Genomic DNA, 23,782 nt, shown 5'->3' on the forward strand with positions numbered 1-23,782 from the left:
TATGAGGATAAAACGGGCGGCCAAGTCTGGATAAAAATGAAATTTATTGACATAAAATCCAACGGCATGAAATGATACTCGCAAATAACATTACTTTTGAGTATCTTTTTGTGGAGGATGATCCTAGTTGAAAAGCAAAAAAGGACGTAAAGGGGAAGAAAGCCGGAAACGATTACTTAACGCTGCTGCTAATGAATTTGCGATTTGGGGATTTCATGAAACGAAAGTAAGTGAAATTGTGAAAAGAGCGGGACTGACGCAGCCTTCCTTTTAACTGTACTTTCAAAGCAAAGAAGCGATCTTTGAGGAGTTAATCAACGATTTTCACTCCCGTGTCAGAAAGCTGACAGAGTCACTCCTCCTAGAAAACGGATTACACACGGAGGATGTGTCAAAACGGGTGCTGTCTGCTGTGGAAACTGTTTTTCAATGTCTGGCTGAGGACAATGATGTAACCAAGATCGGCTTTTTTCTCAACCCAGAGGCGAAACAAATGAAAAAAGACTTGGCGATGGCTTTGAAAGAAAACCTAGAAGCAGAACAGCGGCTTGGCTATTTTCACTCCGAGCTGGACATGGAAACGGTCGCTGAGTGTTTGATCGGCATGATCGAACATTTAACGGATTCCTTTTTGTTAACCGGAATAAAAGATCCGGCAAGCCTCGCCGCAGAGGTTGTAAATCTTTTAATATACGGGATGCTTCCAAAAGGGAGTGACGTAAGGTGATATCTATGATTATGAAAGTCAGTTTGGCAGCTTTTATGCTCGCGGGAGGCATCATAAAGGTGTTCCGCGTTCCCTTTCAAGTTGAGCATTGGCGGCATTATCAATATCCATTATGGTTTCTGACTGTTACTGGTATTCTTGAAATAGCCGGGGCACTTGCTATGACAGCGGGAATTTGGAATCGGTATGCAGCATTTGGAGCAGGCGTCCTGTTTGTCGTTCTCATGGCGGGAGCGGTTCATGCGCACATTGTTCGAGCGCATCAATCGCTTCTCATGACGATACCCGCAGCGATCTGTTTGATTGTTTCGATCATGATCATTATTAGAGAGTTCACGTAAGCTTTTCTCTTATATTTCCACAGTCTTTTATTTTGGTTTGCAGGAAATCTATTTCTCTTATCGAATGATAGAGAGTCAGAGGCTTAAACCAGCTTATTTTTTATTTGTACGCAGTGATTGTCCGGCATTGGCTGGACTTTTTTCATAAGGAGGAAACAGGATGACGTTAACCTTGGAAGACATGACTGTAGAAGAGTTCGAAGCATTTCGCGGGATGTCCGTGCAAAATTATGCGAAACAAAACATAAAATCGGGAACTTGGACAGAAAAAGAGGCGTTCGAAAAATCGGAGCAGGCATATGAAAACATGATTCCGGAGGGACGAAACAGCAGCAATCATTATTTTTGGAACATCACAAATGAACAAGGAGAAAGGATGGGGTGGCTCTGGCTGTATGCTGATCCGTTTCATCCGCAAAAGGAAGCGTTTATCTATTCCTTTGGATTGTATGAAGCCTTTCGCGGTAAAGGGCTGGCTCAATTGGCGCTTCAAACGCTGGATGAAAGAGCAAGAGAGCTTGGTGCGGAAAGACTTGCTCTTCATGTGTTTGCGCACAACGAGACAGCCGTCTATCTTTATCAGAAGATGGGCTATGCCATGACCAATATACGTATGCGGAAACCGCTGTGCTGATAAAAGCTGCTTACTTAAGCGGTTTCCCAAACACAATATGCCAATGTAGATGTTTAGAGTCCTGGTAAGCTCCTAAGTTGGTGATCACACGGCATGCGCCTTTTTCTTCCGTCACCATGGAAGCGACCTTTTGAATGACACCCATTAATTCAAGAAGCAAGCCATGGTCGTGCTCTTCCAGGGTGATCAATGAGGAGATATGTTTCTTAGGAACAGCCACAATATGAACTGGATAAAAAGGCTTTGTATGATAGTATGCCAATACGTTATCTGTCTCTAGTACCTTATTCACTTTCGTTTTGCCGCTAAAAACCTCATCACAGTAAAAGTCTTCAGTCATATGATCCATCCTCACTTTGTTTGTTTCATTTAATAATCTTCTGCATTTCTTCATCACCTCCCTTCTCTTGTGGGAAATTTCCATTTGAATGATCAAGGGCCGCACACCCTTGATATTTTTTTGCCTATGAACATGAATTATCGCAGGCTTGATCGACGGCTAAAGGAGAGGCCTGCTGTTAAAAACAGCAAAAAAAGATTGACCTGTAAAATGTAAGGGGTTACAATTGAAAACAATTAGGAAAGACTTTCCCTTTTTTAAATTAGTATTATAAATATTTTTAGGAATTACTTTTATTTTCTAATGATATATTGGGAAAGACTTTCTTTATTTTCGCAGAATGGGAGTGATAATCATGGGAAATGTACAGGTTGGGCTATTAGGTGCGGGACGGATGGGAGCTTTTCATGGAGAAAGTATTGCGTTCCGCGTGAAAGGGGCAGATTTGTATGCGATTGCAGATCCGGTTCCGGGGAATGCAGAAGCATTAGCAAAAAAGCTCGGCTCAAATATTAAAGCGTTTACAGATCCGTTAGACATGCTGGAGCACCCGGATATTGATGCGGTCATTATTGCTTCGCCGGCAAGGACGCATGCCGCAAACATTATTGCAGCGGCAAAGAAGGGGAAAGCTGTATTTTGTGAGAAACCGATGGCTGTCACGCTGGAAGAAGCGGATGAAGTCATCAGGGTAGTGAATGAAGAGTCTGTTCCGCTTCAGATCGGTTTTAACAGACGTTTCGCTAAAGGCTTTCGCAGTGCGTATGAGGAAATCCGCGCAGGAAAAATCGGCACGCCTCAGTTAATGCGTTCCATCACAAGAGACCCGGCACTCGGTGATCCGACACCAATTCCTCAATGGACGATCTTCTTAGAGACGCTGATTCATGACTTTGATACGTTACTCTACCTCAATCCAAATGCGAAGCCAATTGAAGTCTATGCCGCTGCTGATGCGCTTGTCAGACCTGATTTTAAAGACAAAGGTTTTTTGGATACTGCAGTTGTCACGATCAAATTTGATAACGGAGCGATCGCAACGGCGGAAGCGAACTTCCAGGCCGTTTATGGATATGATGTCCGCGGAGAAGTGTTCGGCTCTGAAGGCATGCTGACCATTGGAGATATCCGCCATACAAACATGACAAGGTATAACAAAGACGGAGTCAGCTACAACACAATTCGCTACGACCAGGATTTATTATTTGATGCTTATGTTGATGAATTGCAATCGTTTGTTGATGCCGTTCGAAATAATAATCCAACCTCAGTAACAGGTGAAGATGCGCGTGCAGCACTTGCCATTGCCGCAGCTTGTATAGAATCTTGCAAAATGAAGCAGCCTGTCACATTAAAAGACGGAGTGCCGCAAACGGTTTGAGTTTTTCATAGAAGAAGCGCCTTTTTAAAAAGAAATTCCTGTCGGCATTCGTTTATACTAGAGAGGATCTATTTTATAAAGGTGGCCTTCTTAATGAAAACAACCATTTATGATGTTGCGAAGGAAGCAAACGTTTCAATCTCTACAGTTTCAAAGGTTCTTAATCATACAGGCAATATAAGTGAAAAAACGAAAAAAAGAATTTGGAAAGTGATTGAGGAGCTTCAATATCAGCCAAGTGTTGTGACTTCAACGAGAAAAATGATGAAGACCATCGGGCTGCTCATTCCTGACATCGCTAATCCATTTATGGCCGAGCTGGCCAGAGCTGTGGAGGACAGCGGCCGTAAAAAGGACTTTAGTGTCATCATATGCAGTACGGACAACAATTCACTGAGAGAAGAAGAATATATCACCATGCTGAAGCAAAAACATGTAGACGGCATTATTGTGGCGACGGGTCTCAAGAACAGTCAGGCGATACGTGAACTGATTGAAAGCGACATGCCTGTTGTCATGCTATCGAGAGATATACCGCATCTGCCTGTAGACACTGTAGTGGCGGATGATTTTAAAGGGGGATATGAGGCAGCCGTCCATTTAGCCCAATTAGGGCATACAAACATAGCTGTCATAGCAGAAAAGATTAACAATACATCAATTAAAAATCGTGTCATCGGCTTTAAAGAAGGACTGCAGGTTTCAGGAATCCAAATCGATGAATCAGCCATTCTGGACTGTCCGTATGACTTGTCAGCCAGTAAAGACATCAGTTTAAAGCTGCTTCATCAGAAACATAGGCCGACGGCTGTCTTTGTGACAACTGAGTTGCTTGGTTTAGGGGTTTTGCAGGCTGCAAGGCAGCTTCACATTTCTATTCCTTCATCTCTTTCACTGGTTGGGTTTGATAACAGCATCCTGGCAAAGATCAGTGATCCTCAGTTAACGACAATCGCACAACCGACTGAAGAAATGGGAGAAAAGGCAATTGAACTGCTGATAGACGGCATGGCTCATTCAAAGCAAAAGAAAGCGGTACAGCGGGTGATGCTGTCTCCTTCATTAATCGTGCGGGATTCAACGGTCTCACTGTTATAACCCTTTTGGCATTGGGAGATCTTTCTCTAAAACGGAGGAATCTCCCTTGCTTAAACGTCAAATACAATAAGTTGGAGGTTTCTTGATGACATCCAAAAAGGCCTATATCAGTCTTATTTACTTTTTCGGGGCATTAGGAGGTTTGCTGTTCGGGTACGATACAGGTGTAATATCCGGTGCTCTGCTGTTTATAAGGGAAGACATGGAGCTGACTCCATTTTTAGAAGGATTAGTTGTCAGTGGAGTGCTGATTGGCGCTTTAGTTGGCGCAGCCTTTTGCGGAAGATTTTCCGATCGTTATGGCAGGAAAAAAACCATCATCTGGCTGGGTGTGCTTTTTACAATTGGAGCCATTGGAACAGGCCTGGCTCATAATATCGGAATATTATTACTATTCAGAATAGAACTGGGCATAGCGGTTGGAGGAGCCTCGGCAATTGTTCCTTTGTATTTGTCAGAAATGGCACCTGCCGCAATCAGAGGCAGAATCGCTTCATTGAATACACTGATGAATTCTTTCGGGATTCTCATGGCTTATATTGTGAACTTTGTTTTTTCATCTTCCGGCAGGTGGGATCTGATGCTCCTATTAGCAGTGATTCCCTCCTTCATTCTCATGGCCGGCATGTTTTTTATGCCTGAAAGCCCGCGATGGGTGTTGCAGAAAAGAAGTGAGGATGAAGCACGCCATATTTTGCTCCTGACGAGAGATCCGAAAACAATCGATGCTGAGATTCGCAGTATGAAAGAGATCAAGACGGAAGAGCGTGTTTCAATATCAATATTATTATCGCCGGCAATCAGGCCGATCTTATTTATCGGTATTGGGGTCGCCATCTTTCAGCAAGTGATAGGCACGAATACGATTATTTATTATACACCGACGATCTTAGAAAATGCGGGGTTCGGCGCTTCCAGTGCCATTGCAGGAACCATTGGCATCGGCATTATCAATGTCTTATTTACGATCCTCGGCTTGCTGCTGATTGATATGATAGGCCGAAGAAACCTCATGCTGATTGGCAATGTCGGAATGTCTTTGGCACTTGGTATTTTGGGGGTCAGTACGCTTTTCTTTCATGCACCCGGGTGGCTGCTGTTATCCTGCTTATGCTTGTTTATGGTAGCGTATTCAGCGAGCTGGGGAATGGTCGTTTGGGTTGTGCTGGCTGAAATTTTCCCGTTACACATCAGGGGGACGGCATTGGGGATCGCAAGTACTTGTCTGTGGCTGGCAAATATTGCGGTGTCGCTGTCCTTCCCGCTGCTTTTAGATCTGATTGGTACAGGTATTTTATTTCTCATGTACGGTGCCATTGGCGTCCTTGCCTTTCTCTTTGTCTATAAATTTGTGCCGGAGACAAAAGGCAAATCATTGGAACAGATTGAAGGAGAAATCATGTCAAAGAATACAGCTTCATCTTTCTAAAAGGGGGATTTCAATATGGGAAGAGAATATGGGTTATGCTTATGGACTTTCGGCAGCATTCCACTTGAACAAAAATGCCGGCTGGCTGCAGAAATCGGAGTAGACGGAGTTGAGGTCGAGGGGGATATTTCTCTGAATCCGAAAGAGCTTGCCGAAACACTGGCTGCTCATCATGTAAAGGTTTTATCGGTAACGCCAAGGAATGTGGATATTTCAAGCACGAATGAAGAGGTTCGGTCAAAGGCTGTACAATATTTCTTGGACTTACTGGACTGGGCTGTGGATTTAGGGGCTCCCCGTATCTGTCTTCACGGTGATGTCGGCAAAGTGAGAGGGAGCGGTGATGATGAGAGGGATTGGAGTTTATTGGTCGAAAGCTCTAAAAAGATTATGGCTAAAGCGGAGGAATTACAAATTCAGGTGGTATTCGAAGTATTGAACCGGTACGAAAATCATCAAGTGGTCACTGGCGAAGAAGCTCTACAATTCATACGTGATGTCGGCAGTTCCAAACTCGATGTTCTTCTCGATGCGTATCATATGAACATAGAAGAGGCTGATCCTGTGAAGGCCATTGAAATGACAGGGCAGAAACTCGGAGTCTATCACGTGGCTGATTCAAATCGCCAGGCCATCGGAAACGGCCATGCCAATCTGAAAGAGCAAATCGAAGCACTCCATTCTATCGGTTATAAAGGCCCGATTATTATGGAGATGGTGGCAGCCGGTCCTGACCCTTTTACTCCGGTAAAAGGAAATAGCTATCTGGAAGTGGTGACGGGGTACTTTAAGTCATCTCTAGAGACATTAAGGTCATGGGAAGGTTTGAAAATATAAAGAAAAAGGACAACATGTGTTGTTCTTTTTTTTGTCAATATTCTATGGAGCTACTCGCCTGTAACGACTAACCAAACTTATTTTCCTCCATTTAAATGAATCTGACTAATGTCAGTTTTGTGATTGGGAACCATTTAATAATAAACAATTATCATAAGTTTTATTTATATTAACAGTTTACAATCTGACTAAGGTCAGGTAAAGTGAGTGTGACCAAATAAATCGATGAACAAAAAAGGAGAAGAAACCTGATGGAGGTACAAGTAGAAAAAATACATACTGCAAAAATATGGTCCTTATCATTTATTTTTGTCACACTTTCAAATGCATTTTTATTTATGGTGTTTGAAATGTTATTGCCGACATTGCCATTGTTTGTAACTGCTATCGGAGGAGGGGCAAAGCAAGTCGGATTGGTTACAGGTATTTTTATGATATCTGCCATTGCCATACGTCCTTTTGCAGGGGTTTTGGCAAAACGATTTAATAAAAAATATTTACTTATATTTGGAATTGTTATCAGTGCCTGCTCAACCGGTGCATATTATTTGGCGTCAGATGTGAGCGTCCTATTGCTCATTCGCTTAATACATGGTGCCGGTTTTGGATTAGCAACGACTTATTTTGCCACGATTGCCGCGGAAATTATTCCGAAGGAGCGCCGAGGTGAGGGGATTGGATATTTTGGGGTAGGCGAAACGATTGCAGTTTCGGTTGGACCTATGATTGGTATCGCAGCACTGGAGCTTTATGATTTTGAGAGGCTTTTTCTTGGCGGGATGTCCATTCTTTTACTGGCTGTGCTTATGGCTGCACTTGTGCGGAGGCGGCCTGAAGCAAAAGACACGGCTGAAAAGGGAATGGTAAAGGTAAAGGTAAAGGTGTTAGAAAGACGTGTGCTGTTTCCTTCGTTTCTTATTTTATTAGTAGGCATTGCTGCATCTGGGATCATGTCCTTCTTTTCACTCTATGCGATCGAAAAGGGTTTCCGAAGTGTCGGAATGTTCTTCTTTCTGATTGCGGCAGCCAGTTTTTTTATACGTCTTATCTCCGGGAAAATATTTGACCGATTTGGAGCGGCAGCCATCCTTATCCCCGCATCAATATTTTCAATAGCAGGCCTTTCAATATTATATATTGCCCAAACCAATGCAATGTTTTTTACTGCGGCAATATGTTACGGTTTTGGGTTCGGCTCAATATTTCCGGCTATCCAGACATGGTGTATCAATCTTGTAGAAGAGCATGAACATGAGGATGCTATGGGGACATTCTTTAATTTTTTTGATATGGGTATTGGCGGAGGCTCGTTGTTATTAGGTGTGGTGGCAACGATCTATTCTTATCAGGAGCTTTATATCGCTTCCGTTTTGGTGTACCTGCTGTTTCTTTTATTATATATTTTATTTATCTGTTCCAAGAGAAAACGGAGAAATAATGTAGGGAGGGCAGAACAGTGACCCGTGAGAATATAAAACGCACAGCCGTTCGCCAATTTAATGAACTTGGCTACGAGGGAGTCAAAATGGCACATATTGCAAAAGAATTGGGAATTCGGAAACAATCTCTGTCCTACCATTTCTCGACAAAGAAGGATCTGCTGATGGAAGTATACCCCGAGATTGTTGAAGAAGAAGTAGCGTTTATCAATGATTTTTTTGAATCCCGAAAGCATTTGCCAGCCAAGAATCTTATATATGATTTTTTAAAAGAAACGCAGGTGCGCTTTCATGCTATGCCCAATGTAGCCTTTTTGCAGGCGATGTCGTTTAAGGCTCCTGCTGAAGTAAGTGACTTTATTTCAGCCCAGTACCTGATGTTTCTGCATGCTTTGAAAAGCCGGGTTGCACTTGTTTTTAAAGAATCGGACATCACCTGTCCGCCCGAGAAGTGTGCGATAGCCTTCATCACTCTTTTTGACGGTCTGAACATTCAGCTGGTATACGAGAATAAACAATCATTTGAGCGATCTTTAGAGATTTCCTTCGATATTTTTTGGCGAGGGCTGAAGGCGAAAACTTGAAAAATACCAAGGGCGAACAGCCCTTGGTATCCCTTACACGCTACTGATCCAGCTCTTTCATTCGTTTCGTAAGCTCATTGAAAGCCTGATCAAGCTCCTCGTACTCTTTATCATTCGGCGTCATAAAACTGAGCTTTCCCAGCACTTCTTGTCTTTCTGTTTCAAGCTTTAAACGAAGCTCTTCCCGGTCATTTCTTTCTGATGGAACGTCACTCAATTGCTTTTCGATGCCATTGTCCGAGATGACGAGTTTACTGTTTGTTGTTTTTTCGAGAAAGTATCGGTCATGTGAAACCGCCAGCAATGTGCCGCTATAGTGTGACAGTGTTTCTTCCAGTTGTTCGCGTGACGGCAGGTCGAGATGGTTTGTCGGCTCATCTAAAATCAGCACGTCTTTCTCCTCCAGAATATATGCCATCAGCTTGACCTTTACACGTTCACCCATACTCATATGCTTGATTGGCTCAGTCCATTGGGAAGCAGTAAAACCTAAGTGCCTCATCAGATTTTGAACGTGCCCTCTTGCTTTGTATGTTTCATTCTCAAATAACTCTTCCGGTGTTTGTTCTAAAGGTAAATCAAACACCTCCTGCGTTAAATAGCCGATATTTGCGGACGGCGACACCCACACACTTCCCTCAGCCGTTTCCTGTCCCAGAATGATTTTCAGTAATGTTGTTTTTCCGCTGCCATTGGGGCCTATGATCGCAACCTTTTCGCCGTGCTGAATTGTAAAATGTGCGTTTTTAAACAGGGTTCTTTCGCCAAAAGCCTTCGTTACATGCTGAACTTCTAAAAAACGTTTTCCTGTTTTTTTGGTTGTATCAATTGAAAAGCGGACAGTATATTCCGGCTCAACGGGTTCCGCCTTTACTTTTTCCAGTTCTTGTTCAAGCCGCTTCCGCTTAGATTTAACCTGGGCATCCGTACGCTTCGCTTTCACACGGTGATATTCTTTAAACCCTTCCTTTTTCGTCGATTGGGCGTGAGCTTTTTCCGACCATGAAGCAAGCTCATTCATTTGTGCTTCAATCCGTTCAACCATTTTTTGCTGCTTTTCATATTCACGCTGCTGGGCGAGTCTTTTCTTTTCTCGGTACTTCATATACCCAGAGTAATTTCCTTTGAATTCAATCAGGGTTTGAGCTTCAAGCGACCATATTTTTGTTGCAGCTTCGTCTAAAAAATAACGATCATGGGAAACAAGAATCACAGTGCCTCTATAACTTTTCAGCTGTTGAATGAGAAATTGCAAGCTTTCTTTATCAAGGTGGTTTGTCGGTTCATCTAATAGTAAAAGATCTGCATCCTCTGATAGTCCTTTCGCCAGCCGTGCTTTCAGTTTTTCACCGCCGCTTAACTGTTGGAAATCCCGGACGGGCACACGCCATTTCTCCAGTAATTTCTTTTCGGCAGGCGTCTGATCCGCAAAGCAATACGACGCGGTTTCCTGTTCAACCAACGTCATTTTTAAATCCTGCCGAAGGATTTGTCCCTGTGCAGGAGTTAAGTCATTGTGTATGAGGTGCAGCAGCGTAGATTTCCCAGCGCCATTTTTGCCGATAATCCCAATGATATCTCCCTGCTGAATACTGGCATTTACGTTTTTAAAAACAGTCATATCCTTCACTTCATAGCTGACATTTGTTAATGTTACGATCTCTTTCATTCATATCCCTCGCTTTAAAGGGAGAATAAAAAAATCCTCCCAAATGTGTTGGAAGGATTAGCCGCGCCGTTGCATGATCAAATAAGCTATTATTCATAAATAGCAATGTCGTATATATAGAAAATGGGCAGACTAATCCTATTTTTTCTGATTTGAAATATTGATTTCAAACGGTAAAAATAAGATTAGTTAATCATTGTCCACCCATCATCCCTTCTTGTTTTGATTACACACACTATAGCATAACTTCAAATTCAAAAGCAAAGGTCATTTGTCATTTCTTTTCATTAAAAAACTCCTGCTCTCATTTCTGAGGCAGGAGCTGCGAATCTTATTGATGCTTCGCTTTTCTCACTTTATAAATCACAATCAGCAAAATAAACCAAACCGGCGTGACAAATAAGGAAACACGAGTATCCTGAGCCAATGCCAGCACAACTAGGATAAACGCCAGGAACGCAAGAATCAGGTAATTTGTAAACGGATAAAGCGGAAGCTTAAACTTGTTTGTTTTTGCTAATTCAGGTCTTGTTTTACGGTATTTCATATGGCAGATGACTGTAATACCCCAGATATAGATAAAGCAGACGGTTGAAATGCTTGTGATCAGGGTGAATACGCCTTCTGGCATGATGTAGTTTAATGTAACACCGATTAAAATCACGATAGCTGAAAAGAACAACGCATTTCTAGGTACTTTACGCGGAGTCAGTTTTGCCATTGATTCAGGCGCATTGTTATCTTTCGCCAGAGAATAGACCATACGGCTTGTACTGAATACAGCGCTGTTGCATGCTGAAGCAGCGGATGTCAACACAACAAAGTTGATAATGCTTGCTGCCCCGACGATGCCAACTGCGACAAACACCTGTACGAATGGGCTTTCGCTGGGATTGATGACATTCCAAGGATAGATGCTCATAATCACGAGAAGAGCACCGATATAGAAAAGCAACACCCGGACAGGGATATTGTTGATCGCCTTAGGGATTACTTTTTCAGGGTTTTCTGTTTCACCGGCTGTCAGTCCGACCAGCTCAATGCCGACAAAGGCAAACACAACCATCTGGAACGATAGGATAAACCCGTGCATGCCATTCGGGAACATGCCTCCGTGGCTCCAGAGATTTGTGAAACTGGAGACCCCAGAGCTTGTGGAGAAACCTTTAAAAATCATTACAAGGCCAATGACGATCAGTGCCAAAATGGCAATGACTTTAATTAACGCAAACCAAAATTCTAATTCTCCAAAAAGCTTGACGGTTGCCAAGTTCATAATCAGTAATATAATCAGAGCGATTAAGCCGGGCACCCATTGCGGCACACCCGGGAGCCAATATTGAGTGTAGAGCCCGACGGCTGTCAGATCAGCCATTGCAATCGAAATCCAGCAGAACCAATAGGTCCAGCCGGTGATAAAAGCTGCCATATCGCCTAAATAGTCTTGTACAAAATCAACAAAAGAGTGATAGTTCAAATTCGATAACAGCAGTTCACCCAGAGATCTCATAATTAAAAAGCAAATGATCCCTGTGATCATGTAAGCAAATAGAATAGACGGTCCAGCAAAATGAATCGATTTTCCGGAGCCGAGAAATAAGCCCGTTCCAATGGCTCCGCCGATGGCGATGAGCTGGATGTGCCTGTTTTTCAAGCCTCTCTCCAATTTTTGCTGATTTATATTGTCTTTCGTCATGTCGTCTGTCACTTTGTGTGTTCCTCCATTGAAAAATTGTTTATTGAGTCAGCAATATATTTTTAATGATTATTATAACACTAAAATTTATATCTTTTTTACTATACAGGAAATATGAATAGAAATTTTAATGTTTTTGAACGACATCATAAAAAGCGGCTCACTTAGGAGCCGCTTTCTTTTATGCCATTTCTGTTTTTTTCATATACAGGTAGAGCCCATAATCTGTCGGAGCGGATGGGTAGCCTGTCTGCCGCAGCATTGCTGTGATATTGCCGCGGTGGTAAGTCCCGTGATTGACAACGTGGGGAACCAGCTCAGAAACAGTCGTTTTCATGATTCCGCCTGAGGGGTTTTGAATCTGAAGGGGCTTATTGAGCTGTTCTTTTTGCTGTAAAAATAATGTATAGCGCTCGGATAACGTCAGAAACAGGGCTTCCATTTCCTCCATTTCTTTTGCCTCTGTCTGTTCTTTGAGCTGTTCAGCTAATGCCAAAGCATCGGTCATGCTTTGGCCGGAAAACACTTCAATCCAGCCGAGATCAGAAAGATAAACATGAGACAACACATGGGATATCGACGGAAACACGCTTTGAATTTCTTGGCGATATACTTCTTTTGGAAGCTCTTTTAATCGGTTGAATATTTGCTGATTGGCCCAGACGTTATATTCATACAATTGTAATGAAAAATCTGACATGTTAAATTTCCCCTTTCGTGTTTCTAATGTCTATTATAAACGAACGAGCGTTCTTGATAAGGTGTTCGTAAATAAAATATGTTGACAGATATAGTTTAGGGGAATAAACTAATTGGCATTGATCATAAAGTTTAGAGGGGTAAACTATAATGAGGAGGGGAAGATGTTGAATGAACAAAAGCTATGTCAGGCAATAAACCTGTTTGTGGAAGTATTACTTGAAGGGACAGAGTTTGTGCATCATGAAATCAATCAGGATGTCTTCAAGCATATCTCAAGGGAACAGGCAGACCTGTTAAAAATTTTAAAAGTCAAGGGCCCAACCTCTCCTGGCAGCCTAGCCATGTATCAAAATGTACATAAAAGCGCGATTTCTAACAGACTGAAAAAGCTGCTCGATAAGGGATTGGTTGAATGGGATGACTGTCCGGCGAAAAGTGATAAGCGCTCTAAGCTTATTAACATCACAACCAGCGGTGAAACCATATTGGAAGAATTAGATTCTGCCATTTTTAACGCTCTCAAAGAGCTGATCGATGATATAGATGAGAAACACTTAAATTCTATCATAGAGATATTCACCATTCTAAAAAGCAAATTTAAAGGAGGAGATTCTGCAGAATGAGAGCAATCATCAAATTCAAGTGGGCAATTGCAGCGGTTATATTAGCACTTACCGTCGTTTTGAGTTTGTTTTCTCCGAACTTAACGGAGCTGGCCAATCAAAAGGGGCAGGCCCAGCTTCCTGCAGATGCTGTTTCAGAAAGAGCAAATGCCATTTTAAAACAAGCGGGAGAAGACAATAATTCGATCAGTATAGTCTTTACATTAGACCACGCTTTGAAGGAAGAAACAGAGGATCAGCTCCGGACAATGATCGATAAAGTCAAAAAGATCGACGGTGTAGAAGAAGTAACGTCTCCTCTGACAGCGGAAAAAGAAGTCAAAGACCAATTGATTTCAAAAGACAAGAAAACGGTTCTCATTCCTGTCACGATTACAGGTTCTGATAAAAAAGCGGAAAAAATCGCGGATGACATTTATACAATCGTTCCTGATGATGTGACGGCATATATTACGGGAGCCTCTCTTATCAATCAGGATTTCGCTCACAGCTCAGAGGAAGGGCTCAAGAAAACGGAAGTGATCACAGTCTGCTTGATCATTGGTTTACTGCTGATCGTGTTTCGATCTGTTGTGACGCCGTTTATCCCGATTGTGGTTGTCGGTTTCTCTTATCTGATCAGTCAATCCATACTGGGCATCCTTGTGTACAATGTTGATTTTCCTATCTCGACGTTTACGCAAACCTTCTTAGTCGCCATTCTGTTCGGGATCGGAACAGATTACTGCATTCTTCTTCTGACCCGATTCCGTGAAGAGTTAGCAAACGGGCATGACAAAAAAGAAGCGGCGCTTATCGCTTACCGTACAGGGGGAAAAACCTTATTTATCAGCGGATTTGCGGTATTGATCGGATTTTCCGCCTTAGGATTTGCGAAGTTTGCGATTTTCCAATCCGCAGTGGGAGTCGCAGTTGGTGTCGGAATTCTAATGATCATCCTCTACACATTGCTGCCATTATTTATGGTAACGCTGGGTGAAAAATTATTTTGGCCTTCTAAGAAAGTGCTGTCGCACAGTGACAACAAATTATGGGCGTTTCTCGGCAAGTATTCCGTTGTGCGTCCGTTTCTGTTTATTGCCATCACGGTGATTATCACGCTTCCGTTCATTTTGACCTATGATGACCAGATTTCATTTGATTCGACTGCAGAAATCAGCAGCGATTATAAATCAGTAAAAGCTCTCGAGGCCATCAAGGATGGATTCGGTGAAGGGAAAGCGTTCCCGATCAATGTTGTCGTGAAAGGAGACAAGGATCTCACAACAGCTGATACAATCCCTTATCTCGGAAATATCAGCAAAGCGATCGAGAAAGTCGAGCATGTTGACTCTGTCATGACCATCACGCAGCCGACTGGTGAAAAAATCAAAGATTTATATATTGATAAACAGCTAGGCTCGGTTTCAGACGGACTGGATAAGACGGTAAAAGGAATCACCGATGTCCAAAGCGGTTTAACGGATATAGAAAACGGGTTGAATCAAATGGCGGGACAAACCGGCTCAGCCTCAAATAGCAGGTCCGGCAGTTCACTGGGCGATGCGGCAGACGGATTGGGCAAAATCAATCAGCAGCTGCAGCTCGTGAGCAAACAGATTTCCCAAACCGGCAATACTGCGCAGACCGTCCAGCAGCTTACGGCAATCAGCGGACAGCTTGGACAGATTCAAACCGGACTTGAACAAGCGAACCAGCAGCTCTCAGGCCAGCAGGCACAAGCTGGAACGCTGACAGAAAGCCTGAAGAAGCTTGCCGGGGGCGTGAAGAGTGCTAATGATGGCCTGACGAAAATCTCTGACGGCATTACAGCTTCCAGTGATATGTTAGAGGACATGAGCAAAAGCTCAACCGTAAGGAATACAGGCATATTCATTCCTGATCAAGTAATGAAGGATAAAGACTTTAAGAAGTCAATTGACCAATATTCCTTTGCAGACGGCAAAGGCGTGCAATTAAGCGTCGTCCTGGACTCTAATCCTTATTCAGAACAAGCCATTACAACAATAAACCAAATCAAAAAAGCTGTAGCAAACGAAGTTGACGGCACGCCTCTCGAGGATGCACAAATCGTATACGGCGGGGTCACGAGTGTGAATGCAGACTTAAAAGAGCTGTCCACAACGGACTTCTCCAGAACAATGGTGATCATGATTATTGGCCTGTTTATCGTGTTAACGATTTTGTTCCGCTCAATGATCATGCCGATTTATATGATCGCGTCACTGCTGCTGACGTACTATACGTCGATATCCATAACAGAATTAATTTTTGTAAACGGCTTAGGAAACGCCGGCGTCAGCTGGGCAGTACCGTTCTTCAGCTTTGTCATCTTGATCGCGTTAGGCGTAGATTATTCGATCTTCCTGCTGGACCGATTTAAGGAAGAGGTGCACCTTGGCATTGCGCAAGGTGTCGTCAGATCAATGAGCAAAATGGGATCCGTCATTATTACAGCGGCCATTATTTTGGCCGGAACGTTCGCAGCGATGATGCCTTCAGGCGTCAATACGCTGATGCAGGTGGCAAGTGTCATTATTATCGGGCTGCTGCTTTACGGCCTTGTCATTCTTCCGCTCTTCATTCCGGCAATCATCATGACCTTTGGCGAAGGCAACTGGTGGCCGTTTGGCAGGAAGAAAATCAAAGAATAACAGAGAGAAGAGTGATGAATGATCATCACTCTTTTTTATGACTAAACGACAAAATAAATTTCAAGGATTAACTTCAGACGTGTTAACCAAAAAATAGGTCAGACGATCGTACGGCGGCTGTATTTAAAATAAAGAGCCCGGAACATATTCCTGGGCTCTTTGTTTTATTTCCATTCTGCAATTGTATCAATCGGCAGACGGTAGGAAGCATAGCCTTCGTCTGCTGCTTTTCCGATAGAAAGAAGCATGACCGGTACATAACGTTCTTTATCTAATCCGAACGTTTCAGCGATGTTTTCTTTATCGTATCCGCCGATCGGGTTTGTATCGTAGCCGTGTGCACGTGCAGTCAGCATCAGCTGCATGGAAACAAGACCTCCGTCAATCAGGATCGTTTCGCGGTTCACCTGTGCCGGAAGCTTTTCAAAATGAGCGGTCAGCGCGGCGATTTGTCTGTCTTTGACCTCCTGCGGCATGTAACCGAGTTCTACGGCTTTTGAATAGATTTCTTCTAAGTAGTCTGCATTGTTCATGTCTGCAAATACAGCAATGACGGCAGATGATGTTGTGACTTGAGTTTGGTTAAAGCTTGCAAGCGGTGCGAGCTTTTCTTTTCCTTCCGGGCTGTCAATGACGAGAAAACGCCATGGCTGCGCGTTGACAGAAGATGGAGCAGTTGTTGCTTCTTCTAAGATTTCTGTCATTTCTTCTTTGCTGATTTTCACTGTCGGATCATAGTTGCGAATAGAACGGCGGCCTTTCATAATCTCCATAAAATCGTTTGTTTTGATCATGTTGATACACTCCTCTTATGCTTCAATATTGTCTATGTTGTTCCGCATACGCGCCAGCACGTCAATGAGCAGGCGGCGCTCGTCTGCACTTACATTTGCGAGCATTTCCTTCATGAAACGCTCCTTTTCTTTCTTCGAAGACTCGATTCGCTCTCTTCCTTGGTCTGTTAACCGAACAAGGGTGATGCGGTTGTCTTCAGGCTTGCGCCGTCTAGATACCATGCCTTTGGCTTCCAGCTGTTTCAGGTGTCTAGTAACGGCGGCGCTATCAATATTTACTTTCTTTTGAAGGTCGCTTTGACTGATCTCATCTGCATGATAAAGCAATGTCAGCAATTCCAAACGAGATTGGCTGATGCCCGTGCATGCCTCGAACTTCACGCCAATCACCTTGTTCACGCCTTGCAGCTGATATAAAACCTCGGCTTCCTCTGAACAAAATGACGCCAAAACCCATCCCTTCCTTCTTGTCAAAACTATTAATTGATATATCAATGATTGACACGTCAACTAATATACAACGATTGATTTCATCTTGCAAGCCATTTGCATATTCGAAAAACCTCCCAGCGTATTTAACTGGGAGGTTGTTAGTCATCCTTGCGGCTCCGGATAGTACATCAGCAGAAAAAAACTGGCTGTTTCTTCAGATGAATTGATGTAGCTGTGCGGGGTTGCCCCTGTAAACTGCAAGGCGTCTCCAGAGGAGAGCGTATGCTCCTGACCCTGCAGAATGACTGTTAATTCGCCTTCTTTAATTAAAATATATTCTTCTCCTAAATGTGTTTTTGCTTCATGTATACATCCAGGTTTCAGATCAACAACGTAAATTTCAAACTTTGTTTCAGGATTGTAGGGGAAAAAAGGATAGACGCTGTAGTTTTCTTCATTATCTGTAACAGGTTCGATATCCTGCAGATTGATTTTTCTAACTTTCGGCTTGTCTTCTTTCAGAAATACAGAAAAGGATACTTGAAGCCCGTTTGCGATCTTCCATAGCGTGGTGACAGTCGGGGTTGATTTCCCTTTTTCGATTTGTCCGAGCATCGCTTTACTGACACCCGTTAATTCAGAAACTTGATCAAGAGTCAGGTTCCTATTTTTTCTAAGCTTGACTAGATTCATTGCGATAATGGCTTGGATATCATCCATACATGTATCTCCTTACGTCCATATTCGCTTTATTATAACATATGGAAGTCTGTTATCACATTTTGTTGTAAGTTATAGCATACGTGTGTATAATATGTTAGACGAGGAGGAGAACAGAATGATATCTGAAAAAGAAATGACTCATGCAAAAACTGACGAGCCAACATTCCTGCAGGGGTTTCAAGATTGTGTTCCGACGCTGGTCGGTTACATTAGTGTAGGCTTAGCTCTCGGAATCGTGGGGGTTGCGTCGCATTTAAGCGTGATGGAAATTGTGTTCATGTCAGGATTGGTTTTTGCAGGCGGCGCCCAGTTCATTATGTGTGCATTGTTAGCGGCGAACAGCCCGATGTCCGCCATTATTCTGACTACGTTTATTGTGAATTTACGGAATTTTCTATTAAGTGCCGCGCTCGCTCCTCATTTTTCAAAGTATTCACTGGCGAAAAATGTAGGAATCGGCATGATGGTCACAGATGAATCGTTTGGTGTCGCTTCAAATAAGATTGTCAAAAACGAGCCGATTAACGATCGCTGGATGTTCGGTTTAAATCTTACAGCATATGCGTGCTGGGTGCTGTCTTGTGCGGCGGGTGCTGTTTTTGGCAAGTGGATTACCCATCCGGAATCGTTCGGACTAGATTTTGCGGTGACGGCTATGTTTTTAGCGCTGCTGGTTCTTCAACTGGAACATGTTGTGCCGGCGAAGCTTAAACATTATGTATCTCTCATTATCTATATGGTGATTGCCATGATTGTTTTTTCTTTCTTTATGCCGTCTCATCTTGCGGTCATCATATCAACGTTCATCGTAGCCACAATCGGGGTGGTGACGGATAAATGAGTATCAATACATACATCTTGATGGTGATTATCGGCTGTGCGCTGGTCACAATGATTCCCCGCATCATTCCCTTTTTAGTTGTTCGGAATATTACTTTGCCGGAGCCCGTGCTCAAGTGGCTTTCCTATGTGCCGGTGTGTATATTGACAGCGCTTGTCGTAAAGGATTGTATGATTCAGTCTAATGATTCTCTTCAATTGAATTGGCCCGCAGCCGTCATCTTGATCCCGACTCTCTTGATTGCGATGAAAACAAAAAGTTTATCCATTACTGTGATCAGCGGTGTTCTTCTTATGGCGGGTTTGCGATTATGGGTATAGTACAACAGGAGCGGAACTCACTAGATCAGGGCAGAAGACCCTGATTTTTTTGTGTCTTTCGTTCAAGCTTTAAAGCTGCTTTCACAGGCTGAAAGTTATGATACAATATACAAATGTTTTACAGCTCCAATCCACCGCTGGAGTTGACATCGATTTTATATAAGGGACTAGGTTGAAGGGAAGGTTTGATAACATGCTGCACAATCCAACTGGAAAAGAACGCTTGGCATTGGCGTTTCTGCTCGGTATGCTTGCTATATTGGGCCCGCTTAATATAGATATGTATTTGCCAAGTTTTCCTGAAATCGCGGATGATTTATCAGCAAGTGCTTCACTTGTACAGTTAAGTTTAACAGCCTGTCTGGTCGGGCTTACGATCGGCCAGCTGATTGTCGGGCCGGTCAGTGACGCGCAGGGAAGACGGAAACCGCTATTAATCTGTATTTTTTTATTTGCATTATCTTCTCTGTTTTGTGCGCTGTCGCCCAATATTACAACATTAGTGGCTGCGCGTTTTTTACAGGGATTTACCGCTTCCGCAGGGCTTGTGCTGTCTCGCGCAATCGTCCGCGATGTGTTTACCGGAAGAGAGCTTTCTAAATTTTTCTCACTGTTAATGGTCATTACAGCCGTTGCGCCAATGGTTGCGCCAATGACAGGCGGTGCCATTTTACTTTTGCCGTTCGCAACGTGGCATACGATCTTTCACGTGCTAACGATCATCGGATTTTTACTTGTTCTTCTGATTGCATTGAGGTTAAAAGAAACGCTGCCGCCAGAAAAACGGATTCCAAGCTCAATCGGAACATCTGTTAAAACGATGGGCAGCCTGCTGAAGGATCGATCCTTTATGGGGTACGCGTTAACGGTCGGGTTTATTCATGGGGGAAGCTTTGCATATGTGTCCGGTACGCCTTTTGTATACCAGGATATCTATGGAGTGTCGCCTCAGGTGTTTAGTATTCTTTTCGGCATTAACGGCCTGGCAATTATATCGGGCAGCTTTATTATCGGGCGCTTTGGCGGAATCATTCATGAAAAGAGCTTGCTTCGCATGGCGGTCATTACGGCTATGATTGCGACTGCTGTGCTTTTGACCATGACCATGATTCACGGCCCTCTCGCTACATTAGTCATATCTATTTTCATTTACATGATTACGATCGGCATGGTTCTGACCAGCACGTTTACGCTTGCCATGGAGAGGCAGGGGCACCGTGCCGGAAGTGCAAGTGCGCTGCTCGGAATGCTCCCGCTGCTCCTCGGTTCGATCGTGTCGCCGCTTGTAGGCATTAACGAGACGACAGCCATTCCGATGGGAGCGATCATGTTTGTGACAGCGGTCATCGGCGCACTGGCGTTTTTTGGATTAACGAAAGAACGAGCAGAGCAAAACTCATAAAAAAACCTGACATGACGTCAGGTTTTTTTATTTTATTTAGAATAACAACAGCAGGCCCGCAATCGCAGGAGTCAAGAAGATGGCTGATTTTAAGACCACCTTTGGCATGAGGTTGGTGAATTTCGCGCCTACATAGGCACCGCACATTGTGCCGACAAGAACCTTGATCAGCAATACATAATCGACAAATCCTTCTGTGATATATCCGATGCCTCCTCCTATAGCGAGAGGGATGATCACAAGCATAGTCGTTCCGACAGAATGGCGGATGGACAGGTTCAGCATAATCATTAAACCGATTTGAATAAAAGGCGCCGACCCGATGCCGAATGTGCCGGAAAGAACGCCTGCTACAATTCCTAAGATGACCGCTCTCGTATACGTTGAAAGAGAGCTTTGATTTACTTGAGCCTTCTCTTTTAAAAGAAATAATCTGATTAAAATGAGAATCGCTGATAAAAATAACATTCCCGCCGTCAAATAATGAAGCAAATCAGCCGGAATGAAAGATGTCAGCTTGGCGCCGAAAAATGAGCCAACCGCAGCAAAGCATCCGACTATTAAGCCGATTTTCATTTGAATGTTGCCCTCGCGATAATGGCTGTATGCCCCTGATAAGCTTGTAAAAGCCATGCCAGCGAGGGAAGTACCTAAAGCCGTATGAATCGGTACATGGAATAGAAGAGTTAAAAGGGCAATGACAAAGCCTGCTCCTCCGGCACCAATAAAGCCTAAAATAATTCCGAGAAGAAACATAACAAGAATAATGAGCATATTTTTTCCTCCATTGAAAAAATCTAAAAAAGTAATAGTGCGCTATTCTGGCGGAGGTATAGTGTCCTATTGACGATGAAAAACATGCCGGTTTTTCAGTTGCCAGTAGTCCGTCGACCGTCGTTCAGCAAACTTATCGTACCTCAGATTCTGAGATCTGACAAGGCAGTTTGTTGCTTCCCATTACCATCTGTTATATGATTTTGATGAAGAAAAGCCCTTGAATATATTCAAAAGAGGTATTATATATGGACGATTTTAAATTAGACAAACCGACTCCTTACTACCTGCAATTTTATAACCAGTTGAAAAAAATGATCTTCAACGGGACTTTTAAGCCGGGGGAACGGATAAACGAAACACAGCTGGCGAAAAGCTTTGGCGTCAGCCGCTCTCCGATAAGGGAAGCCATGCGACTGCTCGAGAAAGACGGTTTGTTAAAAGCAGATGACCGAAATGGATTTTCTATCACGTCGTTAACGGCAAAAGATGTAGATGAGATTTATAAAATCAGAATTCCGCTGGAGCAGCTGGCAGTCGAGTTAGTCATAGACGAAGCGGATGAGAAAGAGCTTGTCATGCTTGAAAAACAGCTTGAAGAAACAGAAAAAGCCATTCACAACGGAATGGAAGATACGGAAATCATCCATTTAAACCAAAAGTTTCATGAGCTGCTTGTTGATTTTAGCCATAACAGACATTTGAAAAATTTGCTTGAGCATGTAAATGATCTGATTCACTTTTGCAGAATCCTTAATTATACTGGCGACCACCGTGCAGAAACGATACTGAGTGAGCACCGCAACATATTGGAAGAAGTGAAAAAGAAAAACAAGGAAGCAGCCAAACAGTATGTGATGGCTCATTTCAATCATGACTGTGAGCATTTGAAGCGAGTGCTTGAAGAAGGAAAAGAGAATTGATTTGCGTGATACAGTACCAAGGGGAGCTGCTCCTTGGTTTTTTTGTTTTCACAAACATATAAAATGGCTCCCGTTAATAACATTTTATGATGGATTTATTAACGAATAATGGGGGTTAAACATGTTTATCCATATCGTCCGGCCTGGTGATTCTTTGTTTTCCATAGGCAGAAGTTACGGTGCTTCTGTTGATCAAATCCGGGGTGTGAATGGGTTAGATGAAACGAATATCGTGCCGGGGCAGGCTCTTCTTATCCCTCTTTATGTATATACAGTCCAGCCGGGAGACACGCTGACCGCCATTGCGGCAAAAGCGTTTGTTCCCTTAGAGCGACTGCGGGCCGCAAACCCTGGCATCAGTCCAAATGCATTACAAGCGGGAGCAAAAATAACGATTCCTTCTATCTCAAATTACATTGCGGGAACGTTAAGTTTTTACGTCCTCCGAAACCCTGACCTTGATCGGGAATTAATCAATGATTATGCACCATACTCGTCTTCGATTTCAATTTTCGAATACCATATTGCACCTAACGGCGACATTGCAAACCAACTGAATGATGCGGCCGCTATTGAGACAACATGGCAAAGACGAGTGACGCCGCTTGCCACCATAACAAACCTTACATCAGAAGGCTTCAGTACAGAACTCGTTCACCAAGTCTTGAACAATCCGACAGCAAGAACCAATCTAGTTAACAATATTTATTACTTAGTCTCCACAAGGGGATATGGTGGTGTCACAATCGATTTTGAACAGGTGAGCGCCGCGGATCGTGATCTTTTCACTGGGTTTTTACGTCAGCTGAGAGATCGTCTTCAGGCGGGAGGGTATGTGCTGACGATAGCTGTTCCGGCAAAAACAAGCGATAATATCCCATGGCTGAGAGGCTACGATTACGGAGGAATAGGAGCGGTTGTCAATTATATGTTTATCATGGCTTATGATTGGCATCATGCCGGAAGTGAGCCGGGCCCTGTAGCACCGATTACTGAGATCAGGAGAACCATTGAGTTTGCGATTGCGCAGGTGCCGAGCAGAAAAATCATTATCGGAGTTCCGCTCTACGGGTACGACTGGATCATCCCATACCAGCCAGGCACAGTTGCTTCAGCTATTTCAAATCAAAACGCAATCAAAACAGCGATGAGGTACCAAACCCCGATACAATATTCAGCAGAATATCAATCACCGTTTTTCCGGTACAGTGATCAGCAGGGGCGAACGCATGAGGTATGGTTTGAAGATGTCAGGAGCATGAGCCGGAAGATGCAGATCGTCCGCGAATACAGGTTGCAGGCTATAGGCGCTTGGCAGTTAACCTTGGGCTTCACGCCAGGCCCATGGCTTCTGCGGAAATTTTTTACGATCAGAAAGGTATAAAAAAAGGCACCAGGGCTCGGTGTCTTTTTTTGCTT

At 43.4% G+C, this 23,782-nt stretch carries 23 protein-coding genes and 1 pseudogene; 16 read left to right on the forward strand and 8 right to left on the reverse strand.

Annotated features, from left to right (window positions below; genetic code table 11):
• The first annotated feature begins 127 nt into the window (after nucleotides 1–127).
• The 3 genes and pseudogenes from RAC86_RS04010 (at nucleotide 128) to RAC86_RS04020 (ending at nucleotide 1,702) form a co-directional block, all read left to right on the forward strand.
• A pseudogene (locus RAC86_RS04010) lies at nucleotides 128–727 on the forward strand (TetR/AcrR family transcriptional regulator).
• Complete coding sequence (locus RAC86_RS04015; RefSeq protein ID WP_072183076.1) at nucleotides 724–1,068, forward strand: DoxX family protein; 345 nt, start codon at nucleotides 724–726, stop codon at nucleotides 1,066–1,068. Before RAC86_RS04010 ends, RAC86_RS04015 begins: the two are co-directional and overlap by 4 nt.
• A 160-nt stretch (nucleotides 1,069–1,228) precedes the next feature.
• A complete protein-coding gene (locus tag RAC86_RS04020) occupies nucleotides 1,229–1,702 on the forward strand; it encodes a GNAT family N-acetyltransferase (RefSeq protein ID WP_072565818.1) in 474 nt (157 codons plus the stop codon).
• Nucleotides 1,703–1,712: 10 nt separating this feature from the next.
• Here RAC86_RS04020 and RAC86_RS04025 read toward each other — a convergent pair whose 3' ends face one another.
• A complete protein-coding gene (locus RAC86_RS04025) occupies nucleotides 1,713–2,096 on the reverse strand; it encodes an HIT domain-containing protein (RefSeq protein WP_061186293.1) in 384 nt (127 codons plus the stop codon).
• A 301-nt stretch (nucleotides 2,097–2,397) separates the two neighbouring features.
• On the opposite strand from RAC86_RS04025, the gene RAC86_RS04030 reads away from it, so the two are divergent.
• The 6 genes from RAC86_RS04030 to RAC86_RS04055 all read left to right on the forward strand — a co-directional run bounded on the left by RAC86_RS04030 (nucleotide 2,398) and on the right by RAC86_RS04055 (nucleotide 8,810).
• Nucleotides 2,398–3,423, forward strand: a complete 1,026-nt coding sequence (locus RAC86_RS04030; RefSeq protein WP_072565819.1) for a Gfo/Idh/MocA family oxidoreductase — start codon at nucleotides 2,398–2,400, stop codon at nucleotides 3,421–3,423.
• Between the two features lie 93 nt (nucleotides 3,424–3,516).
• Nucleotides 3,517–4,521 (forward strand): LacI family DNA-binding transcriptional regulator, encoded by a 1,005-nt coding sequence (locus RAC86_RS04035; protein ID WP_072565820.1) that lies wholly within the window; start codon nucleotides 3,517–3,519, stop codon nucleotides 4,519–4,521.
• 85 nt (nucleotides 4,522–4,606) lie between these two features.
• Nucleotides 4,607–5,950: a sugar porter family MFS transporter gene (locus tag RAC86_RS04040; RefSeq protein ID WP_014112833.1), complete on the forward strand. Its 1,344-nt coding sequence runs from the start codon at nucleotides 4,607–4,609 to the stop codon at nucleotides 5,948–5,950.
• A gap of 15 nt (nucleotides 5,951–5,965) precedes the next feature.
• The gene (locus tag RAC86_RS04045) at nucleotides 5,966–6,787 is read left to right on the forward strand and encodes a sugar phosphate isomerase/epimerase family protein (RefSeq protein WP_072183072.1); all 822 of its coding nucleotides are present in this window, start codon (nucleotides 5,966–5,968) and stop codon (nucleotides 6,785–6,787) included.
• 251 nt (nucleotides 6,788–7,038) lie between these two features.
• Nucleotides 7,039–8,247, forward strand: coding sequence for an MFS transporter (locus RAC86_RS04050; RefSeq protein ID WP_072565821.1), 1,209 nt, complete (start codon nucleotides 7,039–7,041; stop codon nucleotides 8,245–8,247).
• Nucleotides 8,244–8,810: a TetR/AcrR family transcriptional regulator gene (locus RAC86_RS04055; RefSeq protein WP_014112836.1), complete on the forward strand. Its 567-nt coding sequence runs from the start codon at nucleotides 8,244–8,246 to the stop codon at nucleotides 8,808–8,810. Before RAC86_RS04050 ends, RAC86_RS04055 begins: the two co-directional genes overlap by 4 nt.
• Before the next feature lie 40 nt (nucleotides 8,811–8,850).
• Here RAC86_RS04055 and vmlR read toward each other — a convergent pair whose 3' ends face one another.
• From vmlR to dinB, 3 genes are all read right to left on the reverse strand, one after another.
• Complete coding sequence (gene vmlR, locus RAC86_RS04060) at nucleotides 8,851–10,479, reverse strand: ABC-F type ribosomal protection protein VmlR (RefSeq protein WP_072565822.1); 1,629 nt, start codon at nucleotides 10,477–10,479, stop codon at nucleotides 8,851–8,853.
• A gap of 331 nt (nucleotides 10,480–10,810) precedes the next feature.
• Complete coding sequence (locus RAC86_RS04065) at nucleotides 10,811–12,187, reverse strand: amino acid permease (protein ID WP_003225371.1); 1,377 nt, start codon at nucleotides 12,185–12,187, stop codon at nucleotides 10,811–10,813.
• Between the two features lie 169 nt (nucleotides 12,188–12,356).
• Nucleotides 12,357–12,875: a damage-inducible protein DinB gene (gene dinB / locus RAC86_RS04070; RefSeq protein ID WP_014112839.1), complete on the reverse strand. Its 519-nt coding sequence runs from the start codon at nucleotides 12,873–12,875 to the stop codon at nucleotides 12,357–12,359.
• Nucleotides 12,876–13,041: 166 nt separating this feature from the next.
• Here dinB and RAC86_RS04075 point away from each other — a divergent pair, with 166 nt between their 5' ends.
• Both RAC86_RS04075 and RAC86_RS04080 read left to right on the forward strand, forming a co-directional pair.
• Nucleotides 13,042–13,500, forward strand: a complete 459-nt coding sequence (locus RAC86_RS04075; protein WP_041521136.1) for a MarR family transcriptional regulator — start codon at nucleotides 13,042–13,044, stop codon at nucleotides 13,498–13,500.
• A complete protein-coding gene (locus RAC86_RS04080; RefSeq protein ID WP_072565823.1) occupies nucleotides 13,497–16,154 on the forward strand; it encodes an MMPL family transporter in 2,658 nt (885 codons plus the stop codon). Before RAC86_RS04075 ends, RAC86_RS04080 begins: the two co-directional genes overlap by 4 nt.
• 164 nt (nucleotides 16,155–16,318) lie before the next feature.
• Here RAC86_RS04080 and RAC86_RS04085 read toward each other — a convergent pair whose 3' ends face one another.
• The 3 genes from RAC86_RS04085 to RAC86_RS04095 form a co-directional block, all read right to left on the reverse strand.
• Complete coding sequence (locus RAC86_RS04085) at nucleotides 16,319–16,948, reverse strand: nitroreductase family protein (protein WP_014112842.1); 630 nt, start codon at nucleotides 16,946–16,948, stop codon at nucleotides 16,319–16,321.
• A gap of 15 nt (nucleotides 16,949–16,963) precedes the next feature.
• Nucleotides 16,964–17,458, reverse strand: coding sequence for a MarR family transcriptional regulator (locus tag RAC86_RS04090; protein WP_072565824.1), 495 nt, complete (start codon nucleotides 17,456–17,458; stop codon nucleotides 16,964–16,966).
• 84 nt (nucleotides 17,459–17,542) lie between these two features.
• Complete coding sequence (locus RAC86_RS04095; protein WP_072565825.1) at nucleotides 17,543–18,100, reverse strand: helix-turn-helix domain-containing protein; 558 nt, start codon at nucleotides 18,098–18,100, stop codon at nucleotides 17,543–17,545.
• Nucleotides 18,101–18,218: 118 nt separating this feature from the next.
• On the opposite strand from RAC86_RS04095, the gene RAC86_RS04100 reads away from it, so the two are divergent.
• From RAC86_RS04100 to RAC86_RS04110, 3 genes are all read left to right on the forward strand, one after another.
• Entirely contained in the window at nucleotides 18,219–18,944 is a 726-nt protein-coding gene (locus tag RAC86_RS04100; protein WP_072183066.1) for an AzlC family ABC transporter permease, read from the forward strand.
• Nucleotides 18,941–19,264, forward strand: a complete 324-nt coding sequence (locus tag RAC86_RS04105; protein WP_014112846.1) for an AzlD domain-containing protein — start codon at nucleotides 18,941–18,943, stop codon at nucleotides 19,262–19,264. Before RAC86_RS04100 ends, RAC86_RS04105 begins: the two co-directional genes overlap by 4 nt.
• A 193-nt stretch (nucleotides 19,265–19,457) precedes the next feature.
• The gene (locus RAC86_RS04110) at nucleotides 19,458–20,666 is read left to right on the forward strand and encodes a Bcr/CflA family efflux MFS transporter (RefSeq protein WP_014112848.1); all 1,209 of its coding nucleotides are present in this window, start codon (nucleotides 19,458–19,460) and stop codon (nucleotides 20,664–20,666) included.
• A gap of 36 nt (nucleotides 20,667–20,702) precedes the next feature.
• Here RAC86_RS04110 and RAC86_RS04115 read toward each other — a convergent pair whose 3' ends face one another.
• A complete protein-coding gene (locus tag RAC86_RS04115; RefSeq protein ID WP_072565826.1) occupies nucleotides 20,703–21,440 on the reverse strand; it encodes a sulfite exporter TauE/SafE family protein in 738 nt (245 codons plus the stop codon).
• A gap of 248 nt (nucleotides 21,441–21,688) precedes the next feature.
• On the opposite strand from RAC86_RS04115, the gene RAC86_RS04120 reads away from it, so the two are divergent.
• Nucleotides 21,689–22,363 (forward strand): GntR family transcriptional regulator, encoded by a 675-nt coding sequence (locus RAC86_RS04120; RefSeq protein ID WP_041520871.1) that lies wholly within the window; start codon nucleotides 21,689–21,691, stop codon nucleotides 22,361–22,363.
• A 121-nt stretch (nucleotides 22,364–22,484) separates the two neighbouring features.
• Complete coding sequence (locus tag RAC86_RS04125) at nucleotides 22,485–23,747, forward strand: glycoside hydrolase family 18 protein (protein ID WP_014112853.1); 1,263 nt, start codon at nucleotides 22,485–22,487, stop codon at nucleotides 23,745–23,747.
• Nucleotides 23,748–23,782: the final 35 nt, after the last annotated feature.

The organism is Bacillus sp. LR_5, assembly GCF_042709275.1.